This window comes from Flavobacterium shii, assembly GCF_025847235.1.
GTDB lineage: Bacteria > Bacteroidota > Bacteroidia > Flavobacteriales > Flavobacteriaceae > Flavobacterium > Flavobacterium shii.
Genome location: NZ_JAOZEW010000014.1, coordinates 95,412 through 115,584, shown reverse-complemented (window position 1 = coordinate 115,584; position 20,173 = coordinate 95,412). Strand labels below are relative to the sequence as shown.

General features: G+C 33.3%; 18 protein-coding genes. 16 read left to right on the top strand and 2 right to left on the bottom strand.

Translation table 11 applies throughout. The annotated features are described in order from the left end of the window. Nucleotides 1–19 precede the first annotated feature (19 nt). The 7 genes from hisA to OIU83_RS13980 all read left to right on the top strand — a co-directional run bounded on the left by hisA (nt 20) and on the right by OIU83_RS13980 (nt 4,381). Nucleotides 20–781 (top strand): 1-(5-phosphoribosyl)-5-[(5-phosphoribosylamino)methylideneamino]imidazole-4-carboxamide isomerase, encoded by a 762-nt coding sequence (gene hisA, locus OIU83_RS14010; RefSeq protein WP_264206890.1) that lies wholly within the window; start codon nt 20–22, stop codon nt 779–781. A gap of 17 nt (nt 782–798) precedes the next feature. After that, entirely contained in the window at nt 799–1,158 is a 360-nt protein-coding gene (locus OIU83_RS14005) for a four helix bundle protein (RefSeq protein ID WP_264206889.1), read from the top strand. A 33-nt stretch (nt 1,159–1,191) separates the two neighbouring features. Further along, entirely contained in the window at nt 1,192–1,947 is a 756-nt protein-coding gene (gene hisF / locus OIU83_RS14000) for an imidazole glycerol phosphate synthase subunit HisF (protein WP_264206888.1), read from the top strand. 28 nt (nt 1,948–1,975) lie between these two features. Continuing rightward, a complete protein-coding gene (locus tag OIU83_RS13995; RefSeq protein WP_264206887.1) occupies nt 1,976–2,530 on the top strand; it encodes an STM3941 family protein in 555 nt (184 codons plus the stop codon). A 6-nt stretch (nt 2,531–2,536) separates the two neighbouring features. Continuing rightward, nucleotides 2,537–3,136, top strand: coding sequence for a bifunctional phosphoribosyl-AMP cyclohydrolase/phosphoribosyl-ATP diphosphatase HisIE (gene hisIE / locus OIU83_RS13990; RefSeq protein WP_264206886.1), 600 nt, complete (start codon nt 2,537–2,539; stop codon nt 3,134–3,136). 241 nt (nt 3,137–3,377) lie between these two features. Then, nucleotides 3,378–3,965: a Crp/Fnr family transcriptional regulator gene (locus tag OIU83_RS13985; RefSeq protein WP_264206885.1), complete on the top strand. Its 588-nt coding sequence runs from the start codon at nt 3,378–3,380 to the stop codon at nt 3,963–3,965. Between the two features lie 56 nt (nt 3,966–4,021). Then, nucleotides 4,022–4,381, top strand: a complete 360-nt coding sequence (locus tag OIU83_RS13980; RefSeq protein ID WP_264206884.1) for a DUF4406 domain-containing protein — start codon at nt 4,022–4,024, stop codon at nt 4,379–4,381. A 170-nt stretch (nt 4,382–4,551) separates the two neighbouring features. Here the strand turns inward: OIU83_RS13980 and OIU83_RS13975 are convergent, their stop codons facing one another. Beyond that, nucleotides 4,552–5,250 (bottom strand): carbohydrate-binding family 9-like protein, encoded by a 699-nt coding sequence (locus tag OIU83_RS13975; RefSeq protein ID WP_264206883.1) that lies wholly within the window; start codon nt 5,248–5,250, stop codon nt 4,552–4,554. Between the two features lie 165 nt (nt 5,251–5,415). Here OIU83_RS13975 and OIU83_RS13970 point away from each other — a divergent pair, with 165 nt between their 5' ends. Next, nucleotides 5,416–7,071 carry a M1 family metallopeptidase gene (locus OIU83_RS13970; RefSeq protein WP_264206882.1) on the top strand — a complete coding sequence of 552 codons (1,656 nt, stop codon included), beginning with the start codon at nt 5,416–5,418 and terminating at the stop codon, nt 7,069–7,071. A 251-nt stretch (nt 7,072–7,322) separates the two neighbouring features. After that, nucleotides 7,323–7,529: a hypothetical protein gene (locus OIU83_RS13965; RefSeq protein WP_264206881.1), complete on the top strand. Its 207-nt coding sequence runs from the start codon at nt 7,323–7,325 to the stop codon at nt 7,527–7,529. Between the two features lie 210 nt (nt 7,530–7,739). Here OIU83_RS13965 and OIU83_RS13960 read toward each other — a convergent pair whose 3' ends face one another. Next, nucleotides 7,740–9,284: a hypothetical protein gene (locus OIU83_RS13960; protein WP_264206880.1), complete on the bottom strand. Its 1,545-nt coding sequence runs from the start codon at nt 9,282–9,284 to the stop codon at nt 7,740–7,742. 155 nt (nt 9,285–9,439) lie between these two features. On the opposite strand from OIU83_RS13960, the gene OIU83_RS13955 reads away from it, so the two are divergent. The 7 genes from OIU83_RS13955 (at nt 9,440) to acs (ending at nt 20,088) form a co-directional block, all read left to right on the top strand. Next, nucleotides 9,440–10,615 carry a 2-isopropylmalate synthase gene (locus tag OIU83_RS13955; protein ID WP_264206879.1) on the top strand — a complete coding sequence of 392 codons (1,176 nt, stop codon included), beginning with the start codon at nt 9,440–9,442 and terminating at the stop codon, nt 10,613–10,615. Nucleotides 10,616–10,658: 43 nt separating this feature from the next. Then, on the top strand, nt 10,659–11,777 hold the full coding sequence (leuB, locus tag OIU83_RS13950) for a 3-isopropylmalate dehydrogenase (RefSeq protein ID WP_264206878.1): 1,119 nt from the start codon (nt 10,659–10,661) through the stop codon (nt 11,775–11,777). A 270-nt stretch (nt 11,778–12,047) separates the two neighbouring features. Continuing rightward, nucleotides 12,048–13,721: a dihydroxy-acid dehydratase gene (ilvD, locus tag OIU83_RS13945; RefSeq protein ID WP_264206877.1), complete on the top strand. Its 1,674-nt coding sequence runs from the start codon at nt 12,048–12,050 to the stop codon at nt 13,719–13,721. A 123-nt stretch (nt 13,722–13,844) separates the two neighbouring features. Further along, the gene (gene ilvB, locus OIU83_RS13940; RefSeq protein ID WP_264206876.1) at nt 13,845–15,539 is read left to right on the top strand and encodes a biosynthetic-type acetolactate synthase large subunit; all 1,695 of its coding nucleotides are present in this window, start codon (nt 13,845–13,847) and stop codon (nt 15,537–15,539) included. Nucleotides 15,540–15,545: 6 nt separating this feature from the next. After that, nucleotides 15,546–16,070 carry an acetolactate synthase small subunit gene (gene ilvN, locus OIU83_RS13935; protein WP_264206875.1) on the top strand — a complete coding sequence of 175 codons (525 nt, stop codon included), beginning with the start codon at nt 15,546–15,548 and terminating at the stop codon, nt 16,068–16,070. A 74-nt stretch (nt 16,071–16,144) separates the two neighbouring features. After that, nucleotides 16,145–17,614, top strand: a complete 1,470-nt coding sequence (gene ilvC, locus OIU83_RS13930) for a ketol-acid reductoisomerase (protein WP_264206874.1) — start codon at nt 16,145–16,147, stop codon at nt 17,612–17,614. Between the two features lie 566 nt (nt 17,615–18,180). Continuing rightward, nucleotides 18,181–20,088: an acetate--CoA ligase gene (gene acs, locus OIU83_RS13925; protein ID WP_264206873.1), complete on the top strand. Its 1,908-nt coding sequence runs from the start codon at nt 18,181–18,183 to the stop codon at nt 20,086–20,088. Nucleotides 20,089–20,173: the final 85 nt, after the last annotated feature.

Below are 20,173 nucleotides of genomic sequence, written 5' to 3'. Positions count from 1 at the left end.
GGGGGTTAGGGGGATAAAAATGAGAATAATACCAGCCATAGATATCATCGAAGGAAAATGTGTTCGCTTATCCAAAGGGGATTACAATACCAAGATAATTTACAACGAAAATCCGCTTGAAGTAGCCAAATCATTTGAGGCACACGGAATAGAATACTTGCATTTAGTCGATTTAGATGGTGCGAAATCAAGCCGAATCGTGAATTATAAGATTCTGGAACAAATTGCTACAAAAACAAGCTTGAAAATTGATTTTGGTGGCGGATTAAAATCCGATGATGATTTGAAAATTGCTTTCGAAAGTGGTGCAGACCAGATCACAGGCGGAAGTATCGCTGTAAAAAACAGAGAAATATTCGAAAAATGGATTGCCGAATATGGTTCGGACAAAATTATCCTTGGAGCCGATGCTAATAATGAGAAAGTAGCTGTTTCGGGTTGGCTGGAGGATTCTAATGAAGATTTAATTCCGTTCATTAAAGAGTACATGAAAAAAGGGATTGAGTATGTAATTTGTACTGATATCGCCAAAGACGGAATGCTCGAAGGACCAAGTTTTGATTTGTACGAAAAAATATTAAATCATGCAACGGTAATAACTGATGATAAAACCATCACAAGGAAAATAAAACTAATCGCTTCTGGAGGAATTTCAACCTTTGACGAATTACCAAAACTAGCCGAATTAGGCTGCGAAGGAACAATCATAGGGAAAGCAATTTACGAAGGACGAATTTCCTTGAAACAACTAGAAAACTATATATTAAGTATCAATTATTAAGGATGAAGTATTAAGTTATGAATGAGGATATTATTAAAAAGAAAAGTTTTTCGTTTGCTATAAGAATTGTTAATCTATATAAAATATTAAATGGTAGAGGAGAGTATGTAATGAGTAAACAAATATTGCGTTCAGGTACTTCTGTTGGCGCAAATATTCGAGAAGCCAAAAATGCAGAAAGCAAAGCTGATTTTATACATAAAATGGGAATTTCTCAGAAAGAAGCCGATGAAACTTTATATTGGCTGGAGCTTTTACAAGCAACAGATTATATTTCTAATGAAGAATTTTTAAGTATGAATAATGATGGTGTTGAAGTTTTGAAATTAATAAAAAGCATAATTATAACTTCGAAAAATAACACCAAAAAAGCTTAATACTTCATCCTTAATAATTAATACTTACGATATATGTTAACAAAAAGAATAATCCCTTGCCTTGATATAAAAAACGGAAGAACTGTAAAAGGTGTTAATTTCGTAGCTTTACGTGATGCGGGTGATCCTGTGGAATTAGCCAAAATATATTCGGATGAAGGTGCCGATGAATTGGTTTTCTTAGATATTTCGGCAACCGAAGAAAGAAGAAAAACTTTGGTTGATTTAGTTCGAAAAGTAGCTTCGACGATTAATATTCCATTTACAGTTGGTGGAGGAATATCATCTGTTGAAGATGTTGAAATCTTACTGAATAACGGAGCCGATAAAGTCTCTATTAATTCATCTGCGGTAAAAAATCCGCAGTTAATTAATGATTTGGCTCAAAAATTCGGAAGCCAATGTGTAGTTGTTGCTATAGATGCCAAACAAATTAATGGGCAATGGATTGTACATTTAGTAGGCGGAAAAGTCCCTACGGAATTAAACCTATTCGATTGGGCTGTAGAAGTCGCCCAACGTGGTGCAGGCGAAATCTTGTTTACTTCGATGGATAATGACGGTACAAAAAATGGATTTGCAAATGAGGCTTTGGCTAAACTTTCAGGACTGGTTAACATCCCGATTATCGCATCTGGCGGAGCAGGAAATATTCAGCATTTTGTGGATACTTTTAAAGAAGGTAAAGCAGATGCAGCTTTGGCAGCAAGCGTTTTTCATTTTAAAGAAATTAAAATAAAAAACTTAAAACAAGCACTTAAAAACAACTCTATTGAAGTAAGACTTTAAGTGTTTTTAGATAATAATAAATTAATATATGGAGAATAAAGATAGGATAGAGATTGCAATGAGTAAAGGTAAATTGATAAAATTTTTGTTTTTTTCAGTCTTATTTTTAATTGGTAGCCTTTGGATATTATTATGCCAGCCTGAAGTAAATAATCTTATTTTGGATAATTTCATTTTAAAAAATGGAGCAGCTATTTTAGGAATTTTAATGGGATTGGGTGGAATATATTTCTTTACAAAAAAGATTTTCGATAAAAAACCAGGTGTTGTTATTGATTCTATCGGAATTATCGATAATTCATCGGGAGTATCGATTGGGAGAATTCCTTGGTCGGATGTAATGGGAGTTATTGAACGAACAGTTATTACCCAAAAATTCGTTACTATTTTTCTTAAAAACCCAGAAGATTATATTGATAAACAAACTAATTCTCTTAAAAAGAAAATGATCAAAATGAATTTTAAAGAATCAGGTTCGCCGGTAAGTATTTCTGCCAATGGACTTAAAATTCCTTTTATAGAACTGAAATATATTATAACACAGAAATTTGAAGAATTTCAAGCAAATAAAACCTTAGACTAAAAGAACATGAATATAGATTTCTCAAAAAATGCTGACGGTTTAATCCCGGCAATAATTCAAGATAGCGAAACCAAAAACGTGTTGATGCTTGGTTACATGAATGAAGAAGCGTATCAAAAAACAATCGAAACTCAAAAAGTAACATTCTACAGCCGTACCAAAAAACGATTATGGACAAAAGGTGAGGAGAGTGGCAACTTTTTGCACCTAAAAAGTATCAAAAACGACTGTGATAACGACACTCTATTGATCCATGTTAAACCCGAAGGGCCTACGTGTCATACAGGAGCAGATACTTGCTGGCAAGAAGAAAATAAGGCAACTTATGGATTTATATCTAATCTTGAAAACACAATTGAATCAAGAAGAAAAAATGCCGATTCTGAGAAGAGTTATGTTGCTTCCTTATTCCAATTAGGAATCAATAAAATTGCTCAAAAAGTAGGCGAGGAAGCCATAGAAGTTGTAATCGAAGCCAAGGATGATAACGATGATTTGTTCCTTAGCGAAAGCGCCGATTTACTTTTTCATTATCTTATCTTATTACAGGCCAAAGGTTTCAGGATTGATGATGTTATCGAAGTATTAAAAAAGCGTCAGAAGTAGTTTAAGGAGCTGTTTCCTGCTATCCGCTATATCTTTTTCTAGCAAAAAGAGCTAGAAAAAGGATGCCGCTACTATCAGGGCTAGAGTCCTCGTTCTTTGTCATGATTTTGGGGATTTATACATAATTTTTTCCCCGACAAACTTGTCCTCCTGAGCGGAGCCGAAGGATACAAACAGTACATGAAAACCTTTGTTAAAGTTTTTTAATTTTGACAAAGGTTTATACATTACAATAGAAACTATGGAAGACAGTCTGATTCTAAAAAATATAGGAAAACATATTTCACTTGATAAACAAGAAGCTTTATATTTTTTATCACTTTTAAAAGAGAAGAAAGTCTGTAAAAAGGAAACAATTTTAAAAGCTGATGAAGTTTGCAGAGAGATTTACTTTGTTCAATCGGGAACATTAAGAGCTTATTATACAGATAAGGCAGGGAAGGAGTCTACTATTATGTTTGCTGTGGCAGATTGGTGGGTTACAGATATGTTTTGTTTTATAAACAAGAAACCCGCAATGCTCAATATTGAGGCTTTAGAGGATAGTTTTATTCTTCAATTATCAAAAGAAGATTTAGATAAGTTATATCTTAAGATTCCAAAATTCGAAAAGTTTTTTAGGATAATAATGCAAAACGCCTATATACGAGAACAACTTAGAATAATAGAAAATCTTTCTCTCACGGCAGAAGAACGGTATTATATCTTTTTAGAAAAATATCCACAAGTTGCAAAACAAGTAAAATTGAAACAAATCGCGTCCTATTTAGGAATCACACCCGAGTTTTTAAGTATGATACGGAGCAATAAAAATAAAGTAATTTCTTAAACTACTTTATTTTTTTTAGGTAATATCTTTAGTTGCTTTGTCAAAAATAAAAAGATATGCTTATACTTATTGCAGGTCCTTACCGTAGTGGGACAAACGACAATCCCGAATTAATGCAACAAAATCTCGAAAAACTGGCAGCTGTTGCATTACCATTATTCCGATTAGGACATATACCTATGATTGGGGAATGGGTTGCTTTGCCACTTATTAAGCTTGCTGGCTCTACCAAACCTGGTGACGAAGCCTGGCAAGAAATACAATATCCGGTAGCTCATAGAATTCTTGAAAAGTGTGATGCTGTTCTTCGTATCGAAGGAATTTCTAAAGGAGCCGACGAAGACGTTAGAATCGCCAAAGAAAGAGGCTTAAAAGTGTATTACAGTTTAGAAGATGTTCCTCGCGCAGAAGAATAGAGTCGTCTTTATCAACGTTTTTTTTAGTCTTCTCTAAGGTTTAGATAGGTAATGCAAGAATCGAAATTTCAATGCAACCTTTGACAAAGTTGAAAAAACTTTGACAAAGGTTTACGCGTAAAAATCAGTTTTTTAACTTTGAACCTTTGCTTCTCATTACCTCTGAACCTTTACTCTATAAACTCAAAAGTTTTAAACTGATCTGGTTGATGAAATCCAAATTTTGAATCATTATATGGGGAAATCGCCTGATATTCGGTTTCATTTCCGTAATCAATCCTAAAAAGATTTCCTTTCCATTTTGTACCAATTATCGGAGTTGTAAAATCGGCATCTTTTATAGAGGTTAAACTGGAAAACGGAATCTTGATTTCGACATTATAACCGTCAGAAGTAATTTTACTGGCGGTTTTCATTCCTACAATATCCAATGAGATATCGGTATCCCAACCACCACAGGAAGGTGAAACACAATGAATAATCATATCATAATTACTGGAAAAAGCATTTACACCCACCTCAATATAGTTTTGAGAATCTCCATCGGGATCCATAAAAAATTCGACTAAATCATCGGTATTAAATATTTGACTATCATTTTTTTTAGCTGAGCCTATAATTTTGGAATCTTTACTACGATAGGCTAGATAAAGGTTTTCATTATCCCATGAAAGAGAAACATAGGTTTCCTGAGTGGCTTTTAATCCTGAATCATGTATGACAAATGGTCCAATAAATGGCGTTTTCCAATCGGATAAATCTCCATCAATAGTAATAACATTTGTTATTTTATGAATAGGAAAAGTTTGAGAATAGGATAATAAAGAAAAATTAAAAACTACCAGATAAAATAAACAGGAGATCTTCATAACTAGTGTTATAGCTTTATACCTTGCTAAATTAAGGAAGAAAAACTAGATGACAACAACTATTTATCTATAATTTGAAATTTGAAATTGACATCAATTTAATAGGATTGGTTACATTTGTTGAAATAAAAATTATTACAAGTTATTATCCAAAAACTAGAATTCATGAAAAAATGTTTTAGCGTTATTTTTTTCGCAGCATTTGTTTTTAATTACGCAAGTGCCCAAGGACTTCTCAATAAGTCTGAAACTGCTTTTACACGACAAGACACTTTGCGTGGCAGTATTACCAAAGAAAGAGCTTGGTGGGATTTAAAATACTATCATCTAGATGTAAAAGTAAATCCGAAAGATAGTACGATTACTGGATCTAACACAATCAGGTATACAGTGCTGCAGGATTACAATAAAATGCAAATTGATTTACAAGAACCAATGAATATCTATAAAGTTATTCAGGATGGTAAAGAATTGAAGTTTGAAAGAGAAGGAAATGCTTTTTTTATTCAATTAATCGCAAGTCAAAAAGTAGGCGAAGTAAAAGAAGTAAAAGTATTCTTTGGAGGAAAACCAAGAGTTGCTGTGAGACCACCATGGGACGGAGGACTTACCTGGAAAAAAGACAGTAACGGAAATGATTTTATAGCTTCATCATGTCAGGGATTAGGCGCTAGTGTATGGTGGCCAAACAAGGATCATATGTATGACGAAGTAGAGAATATGTTGATTAGTGTGAATGTTCCGGGGCATTTAATGGATGTATCAAATGGACGTTTACAAAGCGTTAAAAAATTAAAAGACGGTACTAAAACCTATAATTGGTATGTTGCCAACCCAATTAACAATTACGGAGTAAACATAAATGTTGGAGATTACGTTAATTTCTCAGAAAAATATAAAGGAGAAAAAGGCGATTTAGATTGCAACTATTATGTTTTAAGAGATAATTTGGCAAAAGCCAAAATACAATTCAAAGACGCACCAAGAATGCTTAAAGCTTTCGAACACTGGTTTGGTCCTTATCCTTTTTACGAAGACAGTTATAAACTGGTAGAAGCTCCTTATCTAGGAATGGAACACCAAAGCAGCGTGACTTATGGTAACGAGTATAAAAACGGTTATCTAGGACGTGATTTAAGCGGAACTGGTTGGGGATTAAAATTTGATTTTATCATCATTCATGAATCAGGGCACGAATGGTTTGCTAATAATATTACTTACAAAGACATTGCCGATATGTGGATCCATGAAAGTTTTACAAACTATTCCGAAAGTCTTTTTGTAGAATTTTATTATGGTAAAGATGCAGGAGCAGAATATGTAAGAGGATGTAGAAAAAGCATTCGTAATGATAAACCTATCATTGGTAATTATGATGTAAACAATGAAGGGTCGGGAGATATGTATCCTAAGGGTGCAAATATGTTGCATACAATACGTCAGCTTATAAATAATGATGAAAAATGGAGATCTATATTGAGAGGATTAAATAGCACATTTTATCATCAAACTGTTACTACGGAGCAAATAGAAGGCTATATAAACAAAGAATCTGGTATGAACTTAACGCCTGTTTTTAATCAATATTTAAGAACAATAATGATTCCAACTTTAGAATATTATTTCAAAGATGGAGAACTAGGGTACCGTTGGTCAAATGCTGTACATGATTTTGATATGCCAGTAAAAGTTACTTTAAACGGTACTGAAACTTTGCTAAAACCAAAAACAGAATGGTCTCGTCTTAAAGTAGGATCTGATAAAACAGATTTAAAAATAGATATTAATTTTTATGTTGCAGAATTGAACATAACTAAATAATTATCTTTTAGATAAACAACCTGATAAAGGGCTTTCAGATAACGGAAGCCCTTTTTTGTTATAATTCAATGAAGGGGATTTTATATCAAAACATTTTATGTTTTTATAAATATTTAAAAATGAGCTATTTATGAATTTATTTTTTTTAATTTAGATAGTAATAAAGAATAATATTAAATATTTAATTACTAGTAGATTAAAAGCGTAATCCGAAAAGCTAAAAGAGTAGGAGAAAAACAAATTACACTATTATGAAAAATTTAAAAAACCTAAAAAACTTTGAAATTGTGACTAAAGATGCTCAAAAATCTATATTTGGAGGTACTCTTCCTTATGTAAATCCTACAATTGGTTTGTGTGATAGATTATGCGGTGAAGGCGGTGGAGTATTATCTAATACCCCAGGTAGAGGTGATGTTTGTTTACAAGGAACTTCAACGTGCTGTTATTGCAGATAATAAAATATATAAGAAAGGCTTCCGTAACTGGAAGCCTTTTTAATTATAGAACTAACCGCAAAGGGCATAAAGGTTTACGCAAAGTTTAAAAAATTAGTGCTAATTAAGTAATTAGTGGCTAACAATTTTTAATCCCTTAAATCGGTAGCTAAAAATTAAACACAAAGGTTCTTAGTCTCTTAGAGACTTAGCTGCTCAGAACCTTTTCCTTTATCTATTAATAAGTTTTGCTTTTTCTCTCATGATATCAGCAATTTTTCGATTCTCGATTTTGCTTTCAAGCCACGAAATAATATCCAAATATAAAAAGGCTCTCTTTTCGTAAGTATTTTTTTCAAGTTCGATAAAACGTACTCTCATTTTTATGAATTCTTTCTTGATGTCATTTGGATAGAAATTATTTAGATTTTTCAAGAACTTAATAATCTCTTTTTGAACTTCGTGTAAGTCATTCATTTTTAATAGAAACTTGTATGTGTTTTTCAATTGACTTTCTAAGTAATAATCTTTCCCTAATTCATAATGAACAATAAGACATAGTATTCGGGAGAAACACATCAAATCTTCACGCATCGAAAGATTCTTATTGTTTATGATTTTCTCCAAATAAAATATGGATTCATTGTACTTTTCGTTACCGAAATAAATACAGGCAATTTTATAATAAAATAACATCTCGTGATGTTCATCAAGATGTTCGCTATGTAACTTTATTTTATCTAAAATTTCAGGGATTAGATATTCGCTTTCAGCAAAAGAAGCATCAAGTATATGATAGTTTAGTTTGTTATTATACAAATACAAGAATGATAATGAAGCTACATTGTCATTAACGGGAAAGCGTGGATCCTGAATAGTTTCTTCTAGTAGAGTCAGATATTTTTTGAAATTCGATTTGTATTTCAACATATAAAGCGATTCCAGAAAATAATGATTTCCTTTTAAAAAGAACACTGGATTCAGGAAAATCATATTCGGGTTATCGTAAAACAGCGTTACCCATTTATAAGCATATTTATAACTGGCTAAGAAGTCCTGAACCAAGAAACTACGCCATAAATTGGCATTGTAAAACCAATATTTTTCACGAAAACCAAACGTACTTTCGTCTAATTTTCCAATATGTTTATTAAAATAATCATCGATGTATTTGTATTCTTCATCACTCTTTACATAACCAGTTTTAAGCATGATGCCGTATAACTGCAAGGATAAGTTGGAGAGTTTGCTGGAAATAGTATTGCGGTAATTTAATTCTTTGGCTTGGATTACCAACTCATCGGCGCGACCTTGAATACTTCGTGTAATATACTGAGACTCGATTAATTTCTCGAATTCAACAATTTCATACGCCATATATTTTTCATCGTTCTCTAGTGCTTGTTGTTTGGTTTTATCCAAAATCTTCAAACTCTGTTTGTACAATCCTTTATTATATAGTATGGCTGCAAAATCGATCTGTTCTCGCAATTGATAGCGAATGTTCTGACTAGGGATATTCAAACGAATACTAACCAAAATTTGCTTGTATAAATACGATTTAAGATTTGATAATTGTACCTTTTTAATAATACCATTTTTCAAAATGAGCTTCTCATCGTAGACTTCAGATTTGTCTAAAATATTAAAAAGTTCGATAAATTTTGTATTTGAACTAGTCTCTAATCGACTGGCAAAAATCTTAAATTGTCTTTTTTCGGATTTGGAAAGGGATTTTATTAATACAAATAAAAAATCTTTTTGATGGTTAGCCATTGTAAAATATAATAATGTAATTTATTGATATTTAGATAGTTGATAGGTTTTATTTTGCGTTATGAACAGTATATTTTCATTAAAATGAATTTCATACTAAAGTAATACAATATAAGTTTGTTATCAGGATGTGAAATTACATTAAATATATTAAAATGAATAGAGAGAAAGTTCAAATTTTTGATACCACCTTAAGAGATGGCGAACAAGTCCCAGGATGTAAGTTAGATACAAAACAAAAGTTAGTGATAGCGAAACGACTGGATGAAATGGGAGTTGATATCATTGAGGCAGGTTTTCCTGTGTCTAGTCCAGGAGACTTTTTATCAGTCTCTGAGATTTGCAAAATTGTAGAAAACGCCACCGTCTGTGGTCTTACAAGAGCTGTGAAAAACGACATTGATGTTGCAGCAGCAGCATTAAAATATGCTAAAAAACCAAGAATCCATACCGGAATCGGAACCTCAGATTCTCACATCCTCCATAAATTAAACACAACAAGAGAAGATATTATAGCGAGAGCCAAATTTGCTGTTTCGCATGCCAAATCATATGTAGAAGATGTAGAGTTTTATGCAGAAGATGCTGGTAGAACCGACAATGCTTTCCTTGCAAAAGTTTGCGAAGAAGTAATAAAATCGGGAGCAACAGTGCTTAATATTCCAGATACAACAGGATATTGTTTGCCTGATGAATACGGTGCGAAAATTAAATACCTAAGAGAAAATGTAAAAGGTATCGAGAATGTAATTCTTTCATGCCATTGTCACAATGATTTAGGAATGGCTACTGCAAACTCAATCGCAGGAGCTATTAATGGAGCAAGACAAATAGAATGTACTATTAATGGTATTGGCGAAAGAGCTGGAAATACTGCCCTTGAAGAAGTGGTGATGATTTTTAAGCAACATCCTTATTTAAATTTAGATACGAATATCAATACCCGTCAGTTAAACGAAATGAGTCGTTTGGTTTCTGAAAGTATGGGAATGATTGTTCAGCCAAATAAAGCGATTGTAGGAGCAAATGCTTTTGCGCATAGTTCTGGAATCCACCAAGACGGTGTAATTAAAAATAGAGCTACTTACGAGATCATGGATCCGCTGGATGTTGGAGTAAATGAATCTTCAATTATTCTTACAGCAAGAAGTGGTAGAGCAGCATTGGCTTACCGTGCTAAGAAAGTAGGTTATGAACTTACCAAAGTACAATTGGATATTGTATATGTTGAGTTCTTGAAATTTGCAGATATTAAGAAAGAAGTTATAGATGAAGATATTCATCAAATTATTGAAGCTTGTAAAATAGAAAGTGAATTAATTAGAAGCTAATTAAAAATAAATTAAGATTTAAATACATAAAGAACGAGGCATTATGAATTTGAAAATAGCAGTTTTATCTGGAGACGGAATCGGACCAGAGGTAATTTTACAAGCCAAAAAAGCATTATATGCTATTGGAGAAGTGTACAATCATGAATTTGTCTTTGAGGATGCGCTTATGGGTGCAGTTGCGATCGACAAAACAGGAAATCCACTTCCAGAGCAAACTTTAAACCTTTGCTTAAACACCGACGCTGTTTTATTTGGCGCAATCGGTGATCCAAAATATGACAATAATCCAGAAGTAAAAGTACGTCCAGAGCAAGGATTATTAAAACTGCGTAAAGAACTTGGTTTATTTGCAAATATTCGTCCGATAAAACCATATAAGGCATTGTTAGACGCATCACCTTTAAAAGGAGAGATTATTGAAGGTGCCGATTTTACAATTTTCAGAGAACTTACCGGAGGTGCTTATTTTGGTGAGAAAAAATTAAATGAAGCAGGAACACATGCTTCCGATTTATGTGAATATTCAGAAGAAGAAATCACAAGGATTACACATTTAGCTTTTAAAGCAGCACAAAATCGTCGCAAAAAAGTAACAATGGTCGATAAGGCAAATGTTCTTGAAACTTCGAGATTATGGAGAAAAGTTGTAAAAACGGTAAGTGAGAATTATCCGGATGTAGCTTTGGATTTCCTTTTTGTAGATAATGCAGCAATGCAAATTATCCTTAATCCAAGACAGTTTGATGTTATCCTGACAGAAAACTTATTTGGGGATATCTTATCAGATGAAGCCAGTGTGATTACAGGTTCAATAGGATTATTAGCTTCAGCTTCATTAGGAGAAAAAAATGCGCTTTTTGAACCAATTCATGGTTCTTATCCGCAAGCAAAAGGTAAGAATATTGCAAATCCTATTGCATCAATATTATCGGCTGCAATGTTATTGGAGCATTTTGGTCTTTTTAAAGAAGCAAATAAAGTATATGAAGCTGTTGAGAAAGCAATCGAATATCAAGTTGTAACAACAGATTTGAAATCTGATTCAAAGTTTGGAACCAATGAAGTAGGGGAGTTTGTTTCTAATTTCATTTTAAGTAAAGATGACTTGCTTTATTTTAATAATGATAACGTACATATCGGACAATCTACGATTGTTTAAGGTAATTTGTTAAAATCATGAAATTAATCACAAGAAGAAGTTGAAATGTTGAGATTTTATTTTTTTAGTAGTATTAGTTTTTATACTTTTGACACATCTAAAAAGAAAACATGAGAATTTCAATTATTATATCTTCTGTCATTAATGTCAATGTGGTAATCACATATACATAGGGGAATGGTATAAATATAATTGAAAAATAATATTATAAACCTTCCAAATACTGGGAGGTTTTTTTTTGAATAAAAATTAAAATACAAATAATACATAATGGAATTAAATAAGTACAGTAAAGTCATCACTCAAGATCAAACACAACCAGCAGCACAAGCAATGTTGTACGGAATTGGTTTAACTGAAGAAGATTTGAAAAAAGCACAAGTTGGGATTGTAAGCATGGGTTACGAAGGTAACACGTGTAATATGCACTTGAATGATTTGGCCAAAGACGTCAAGAAAGGTGTTTGGAATGCTGATTTAGTCGGACTGATTTTTAATACAATTGGTGTCAGTGATGGAATTTCAAACGGTACAGACGGAATGCGTTTTTCATTGGTTTCTCGTGATGTAATTGCTGACTCTATTGAAACTGTTATGGGAGCACAATGGTACGATAGTTTAATTGCTATTCCTGGTTGCGATAAAAATATGCCAGGAGCTTTAATTGCTATGGGAAGAGTAAATCGTCCGGCAATTATGGTTTATGGAGGATCAATTCATTCTGGAAAATGGAAAGGAGAATCTTTGAATATTGTTTCAGCTTTTGAAGCATTAGGAAAAAAATTCCAAAAAACTATTTCTGATGAAGATTTTAAAGGAGTAATTCAAAATGCTTGTCCGGGAGCTGGTGCTTGTGGCGGAATGTATACTGCAAATACTATGTCATCGGCAATTGAAGCTTTGGGAATGAGTTTACCATTTAGTTCTTCTTATCCTGCTTTAAGTCCTGAAAAAAGACAAGAATGTCTTGAGGCTGGAAAAGCAATCAGAGTATTACTAGAAAAAGATATTAAGCCTAGAGACATTATGACTCGTAAAGCTTTTGAAAATGCGATTACACTTGTAGCAGTTTTAGGAGGTTCTACAAATGCTGTTATGCACTTAATTGCTATGGCTCACTCTGTTGATATAGAAATTACAATAGATGATTTCCAAAGAATTAGTGATAAAACGCCAGTACTTGCCGATTTAAAACCAAGCGGTAAATACATGATGGAAGATTTACATGATGTAGGAGGTGTTCCTGCAGTAATGAAATATTTATTGAAAGAAGGATTCATTCATGGAGATTGTTTAACTGTAACAGGAAAAACAGTAGCCGAAAATTTAGCCTCAGTTCCAGATTTAAATGATGGACAAGAAGTAATTTATGAAATCCAAAAAGCATTAAAACCAACAGGAAATATTCAGATTTTATACGGAAACCTTGCATCTGAAGGTTGTGTTGCAAAAATCAGCGGAAAAGAAGGGGAGTATTTTGAAGGACCTGCTGTTATTTTTGAAGGAGAATTTGATGTTATTCCAGGTGTTCAATCCGGAAAAGTAAAACCAGGAGATGTAGTCGTCATCAGGAACTGTGGGCCAAAAGGTGGTCCAGGGATGCCTGAAATGCTAAAACCTACATCGGCAATTATTGGTGCTGGATTAGGAAGTAGCGTTGCTCTTATTACAGACGGTAGGTTCTCTGGAGGTTCACATGGATTTGTGGTAGGACACATAACACCAGAAGCTTATGATGGCGGAGGTATTGCGCTAGTTAAAAATGGTGATTTAATTACTATTGATGCGGTGAAAAATACTATCAACCTGAAGATCTCAGATGAGGAGTTTGCAGCTCGAAAAGCGAGTTGGATTCAGCCTCCTCTAAAAGCGACAAAAGGAGTTTTGTTTAAATATGCAAAATCCGTTTCAAGCGCTTCAACAGGATGCGTAACCGATAAATAATCCCTGACCCACGAGGGGGAATGATATAACGTTTACATTTTTATATAAAAGTAAAATAAATAATATACCTATCTCAGCTCTTTCTCTTTGGGAGAGAGTTGGGAAAAGGAAAAAAATTACCAAATGGGAACAACTAAAATATCAGGCGCCGAAGCCGTTATTAGATGCTTATTAGAAGAAGGAGTAGACTTGGTTTATGGATATCCTGGTGGAGCCATAATGCCGGTTTATGATGAATTATATAAATTTAAAGATCAATTACACCACGTTCTTGTACGTCATGAACAAGGTGCAACACATGCTGCTCAAGGGTATGCAAGAGCAACAGGAAAAGTAGGAGTCGCAATTGCAACTTCTGGTCCCGGAGCAACAAATTTAGTTACAGGAATTGCCGATGCTCAAATAGATTCGACTCCAATGGTTTGCATTACAGGACAAGTAGGGAAACACCTACTAGGTTCTGATGCTTTTCAGGAAACAGATATTATTGGGATTTCGACCCCGGTTACAAAGTGGAATTACCAAGTTACCGAAGCTTCGGAAATTCCTGAGATTATTGCAAAAGCATTTTATATTGCAAAATCAGGTCGTCCAGGCCCAGTTTTAATTGATATAACAAAAAATGCTCAATTTGATGAGTTAGATTTTAGTTATGAAAAATGTACAGGAATAAGAAGTTATAATCCGGTTCCTAAATTAAAACTAGATAAAGTCGCAGCTGCAGCCGAGTTAATTAATAAAGCTAAAAAACCGTTTATTGTTTTTGGTCAGGGAATTATTCTTGGTCAAGCCGAAGGACAATTAAAAGCGTTGATTGAAAAATCTGGAATTCCAGCTGGTTGGACAATATTAGGACTTTCGGCTTTGCCTACAGATCATCCGTTAAACGTAGGAATGTTAGGAATGCACGGTAATTACGGTCCAAACTTGCTTACCAACGAATGCGATGTTTTAATTGCACTAGGAATGCGTTTTGACGATCGTGTTACAGGGAATTTAGCAACTTATGCAAAACAGGCCAAAGTGATTCATTTCGACATTGATCCAGCCGAAATTGATAAAAATGTTAAGACAGAAGTCGGTGTTTTAGGAGATGTTAGAGAAGCATTGGATGCTTTACTTCCATTAATCGAAAACAATAAACACGAGGCTTGGCATAATATATTCAAAGAAAAACATAAAATAGAATTTGATACGGTTATAAAGGAAGAATTAAATCCATCAAGACCAGGAATATCAATGGGTGAAGCTATGGAAATGATTAACAAACACTCGAAAGGTGATGCAATAATTGTTTCAGATGTAGGTCAACACCAAATGTTTGCTTGTCGTTATGCCAAATTTAATTCAACCAAAAGTAATGTTACTTCGGGTGGTTTAGGAACAATGGGATTTGCTTTACCAGCCGCAATTGGTGCAAAAATGGGAAGACCGGATCGTGAAGTTGTAGCTATTATTGGAGACGGAGGATTCCAGATGACGATTCAGGAATTAGGAACTATTTTCCAGACCAGAGTCCCAGTAAAAATAGTAGTACTTAATAACGAATTCTTAGGAATGGTACGTCAATGGCAAGAATTGTTTTTTGATAACAGATATGCTTCTACAGAAATGATTAATCCAAATTTTGTTGCTATTGCTGAAGGGTATTACATCAAAGCAAAGAAGGTAACAAAACGCGAAGATTTAGACGCAGCTGTTGCTGAAATGATGGCTTCAAAAGATGCGTATTTCTTAGAAGTTATGGTTGAGAAAGAAAATAATGTATTCCCAATGATTCCAACAGGAGCATGTGTTTCTGATATCAGATTAAGCTAAAAAAATATGGAAAATAGAACATTCACCATTTCGGTATACTCAGAAAACAATGTGGGTTTATTAAATAGAATATCAGGAATATTCTTAAAGCGTCACATTAATATATTAAGTCTAAATGTTTCAGAATCAGAGATAGACAATGTTTCAAGATTTGTTATAGTTGTAGAAACAACAGAAAAATGGGTTAAGAATATTGTAGGACAAATAGAAAAACAAATCGAGGTAATAAAAGCTTTTTATCATACAGATGAAGAGACAATTTATTTAGAAAATGCTTTGTTCAAGATACATTCAAATTTGTTATTTGATGAAAAACAAATTCAGAATATAATCAAAGAAAGCCAATCTACTATCGTAACGGTTTCTCGTGATTTCTTTGTGATTTCAAAATCAGGAAGACGTTCGGAAATTGAAGAAGTACATGCTAAATTGAAACCTTACGGAATTATGCAATTTGTGCGTTCGGGAAGAATTTCGGTTTCTAAAGAAAAAATGGAAGTATCCACATTACTAGAAGAACTTAAAAAATAATCAGTCTCAGTTTGCAGTAGCAACTGACTTATTCAATTATTAAATTTTACATCATTAAATATTTTACAAAAAAAATGGCAAATTATTTCAACACATTACCACTAAGATTACAATTAGAACAATTAGGCGTTTGCGAATTTATGGAACAATCAGAATTCGCTGATGGAATTGCTGCTTTAAAAGGAAAAAAAGTAGTTATCGTAGGTTGCGGAGCCCAAGGTTTAAACCAAGGTTTGAACATGAGAGACTCAGGACTTGATATTTCTTATGCTTTACGTGCAGATGCAATTGCAGAAAAAAGACCTTCTTATAAAAATGCTACCGAAAATGGTTTTAAAGTAGGTACTTATGAAGAATTAATCCCAACAGCAGATTTAGTATGTAATCTTACACCAGACAAACAACATACTGCTGTAGTTACAGCGATTATGCCATTGATGAAAAATGGTTCTACACTATCATATTCTCACGGTTTTAATATTGTTGAGGAAGGAATGCAAATTCGTAAAGACATCACTGTTATTATGTGTGCTCCTAAATGCCCAGGTTCTGAGGTTCGTGAAGAATACAAAAGAGGGTTTGGTGTACCAACATTAATTGCTGTTCACCCAGAGAATGACCCAAACAATTTAGGTTTGGATCAGGCAAAAGCTTACGCTGTAGCAACTGGAGGACATAAAGCAGGAGTTTTAAAATCTTCATTTGTTGCCGAAGTAAAATCGGATTTAATGGGTGAGCAAACTATTCTTTGTGGATTATTGCAAACGGGTTCTATTTTATGTTTTGATAAAATGGTAGAAAAAGGAATCGAGCCAGGATATGCTTCTAAATTAATTCAATACGGATGGGAAACCATTACTGAGGCTTTGAAACATGGGGGAATCACCAATATGTTGGATCGTCTTTCTAATCCTGCAAAAATTGAAGCTTATGAAATTGCAGATGAGTTAAAAGATATTATGCGTCCATTATTTCAAAAACATCAAGATGATATCATGTCTGGAGAATTCTCTAGAAACATGATGATTGACTGGGCAAATGATGATGTTAATTTATTGACTTGGAGAGCTGCAACAGGAGAAACTAATTTTGAAAAAACAGCTCCAACTACTGCTTCAATTTCAGAACAAGAATATTTTGATAATGGAGTCTTAATGATTGCAATGGTAAAAGCTGGTGTAGAATTGGCTTTTGAAACAATGACAGAAGCAGGTATTATTGAAGAATCAGCTTATTATGAGTCATTGCATGAATTACCATTGATTGCAAACACAATTGCAAGAAAGAAATTATTTGAAATGAACCGTGTTATTTCTGATACTGCAGAATATGGTTGTTATTTATTTGACCATGCTTGCAAACCGTTATTAACTGATTATATGAAAACAGTTGATACTAATGTAATCGGGAAACCATTTTCAACTTCAAATGGAGTAGATAATGCAGTACTTATTGCGGTAAATAAAACTATTCGTCAGCACCCTATTGAAGAAGTAGGAGCTTGGTTAAGAGAGTCAATGACTGCAATGAAAAAAATTGGATAATAAAATTGGGACTTTAACCTCATGGTCGATGTGTTGAAGCTTGCGCTGTATCTCTGTTTTTATATAATATTTTGAATTAGTAAGCACTTATTAAGATAATATGGATATAGAGCATATTACTTTCACTTAACTACAAATGAGTAGATAGTTAAGTGGAGTAATACCTAAGAAAAGACAATTTAATTTTGTCTTTGGCTTTCCCTATTAATTAATAATGTTGCTGCTATTTTCAAAATCAGAGGATATTGTAACGTACAGGAGATAAACTTAATGTTGTATTATAATAAATTACAGAAATAACGAAAATGATAAGTTTATTTTGTCTTATTCAGTATTTTCAGACATTAAGATTAATTGTTGTTAATCTTGTTAATACTAAAGGTGTGATATTTAATATCATGCCTTTTTTTATATAAGTATATTTACTCATTATGGCTAAATTTTAGAAAAAAAGAATTTAATCGCTATATTTTAAATATATAATATAATTTTTTGCCATAATTAATAAATTAAATAGTTTTAAGAATAGAAAGAGATTTAATACTTTTATAAAAAAATTGAGAAACATGAGTTATTACAAAATTGAAAATTTAGAACAATATTTTAAACACTACAATAAATCAGTTCGTGAACCAAGAAAATTTTGGGGAAAAATAGCAGAGGAAAATTTCACATGGTATCAACAATGGGAAAAAGTTGTCGATTTTAATATGGCAGAGGCAGAGGTGAAATGGTTTACCGAAGCTAAAGTTAATATTACTAAAAACTGTATCGACAGACATTTAAGTAAAAGAGGAGAAAAAACAGCAATAATATTTGAGCCAAACGATCCATCAGAAAGTTCATTACACATTAGTTATAATGAATTGTATGAAAGAGTTTCTAAAATGGCTAACGTTCTACGTGAACAAGGAGTAAAAAAAGGAGACAGAGTTTGTATTTATTTGCCAATGATTCCAGAATTGGCAGTGTCAGTATTAGCATGTGCCAGAATTGGAGCAATACATTCGGTTGTATTTGCAGGATTTTCGGCATCGGCTGTAACAGCAAGGATAAATGATAGCGAATGTAAAATGGTTATCACTTCAGATGGAGGGTATAGAGGTAATAAAACTATTGATTTAAAAGCAATCATAGACGAAGCATTAGAAACTTGTCCATGTGTAGAAAAAGTTTTGGTAGCCAAAAGAACTCAAACTAATGTAAAAATGAAAGAAGGACGTGACCAATGGTTGCAACCGCTTCTAGATGCTGCATTAGATTATAATGTTGCTGAAATCATGGATGCAGAAGATCCATTGTTTATTTTGTATACTTCGGGTTCTACTGGTAAACCTAAAGGGATGGTTCATACTACCGCAGGTTACATGGTTTACACAGCTTATACATTTAAAAACGTATTTAATCACGAAGAAAATGATATTTTCTGGTGTACTGCCGATATTGGTTGGATAACAGGTCACTCATACATATTATACGGTCCTTTATTAAATGGAGGTACTACAGTAATTTTTGAAGGAGTTCCGTCTTATCCTGATTTTAGTCGTTTTTGGGAAATTATTGAGAAACATAAAGTAACTCAGTTTTATACTGCGCCAACGGCTATTCGTTCTTTGGCAAAAGAGAGCTTGGATTATGTTCAAAAATATCCTTTAAAATCGCTTAAAGTAATCGGATCAGTAGGAGAGCCTATAAACGAAGAGGCTTGGCACTGGTATAATGACCACGTTGGAGATAAAAGATGTCCTGTAGTAGATACTTGGTGGCAAACAGAAACTGGAGGAATCATGATTTCGCCAATTGCTTTTGTAACACCTACAAAACCTACGTATGCAACTTTACCATTACCGGGTATTCAACCTGTTTTGATGGATGAAAGACGCAACGAAATAGAAGGGAATCAAGTTGTAGGAAGCCTATGTATTAAGTTTCCATGGCCAGGAATAGCAAGAACAATCTGGGGAGATCATCAACGATATAAAGACACATATTTCTCTGCTTTTCCAGGTAAATATTTTACAGGAGATGGTGCTTTAAGAGATGAGGTTGGATATTACAGAATCACAGGTAGAGTAGATGATGTTGTAATTGTTTCAGGACACAACTTAGGAACAGCTCCAATAGAAGATGCTATTAATGAGCATCCTGCAGTAGCAGAATCGGCTATTGTTGGATTTCCACATGATATTAAAGGAAATGCATTATATGGATTCGTAATCCTAAAAGAAACAGGAGAATATAGAGATCGAGCAAATTTAAGTAAAGAGATCAATCAATATATCTCGGATCATATCGGACCAATTGCTAAATTAGATAAAATTCAGTTTGTGTCCGGCTTGCCTAAAACACGTTCTGGGAAAATCATGCGTAGAATTTTACGTAAGATTGCCGAAGGAGATTACTCAAATTTTGGCGATATTTCAACATTATTGAATCCTGAAGTTGTTGAGGAAATTATGAAAGAAAAAATCTAATATTTTTCAAGAAATTAAAGTGAAAGCTGTCTCAAATTTGAGGCAGCTTTTTTTTTGAGTGCTGGCTCGCTTGCACCATCTGATT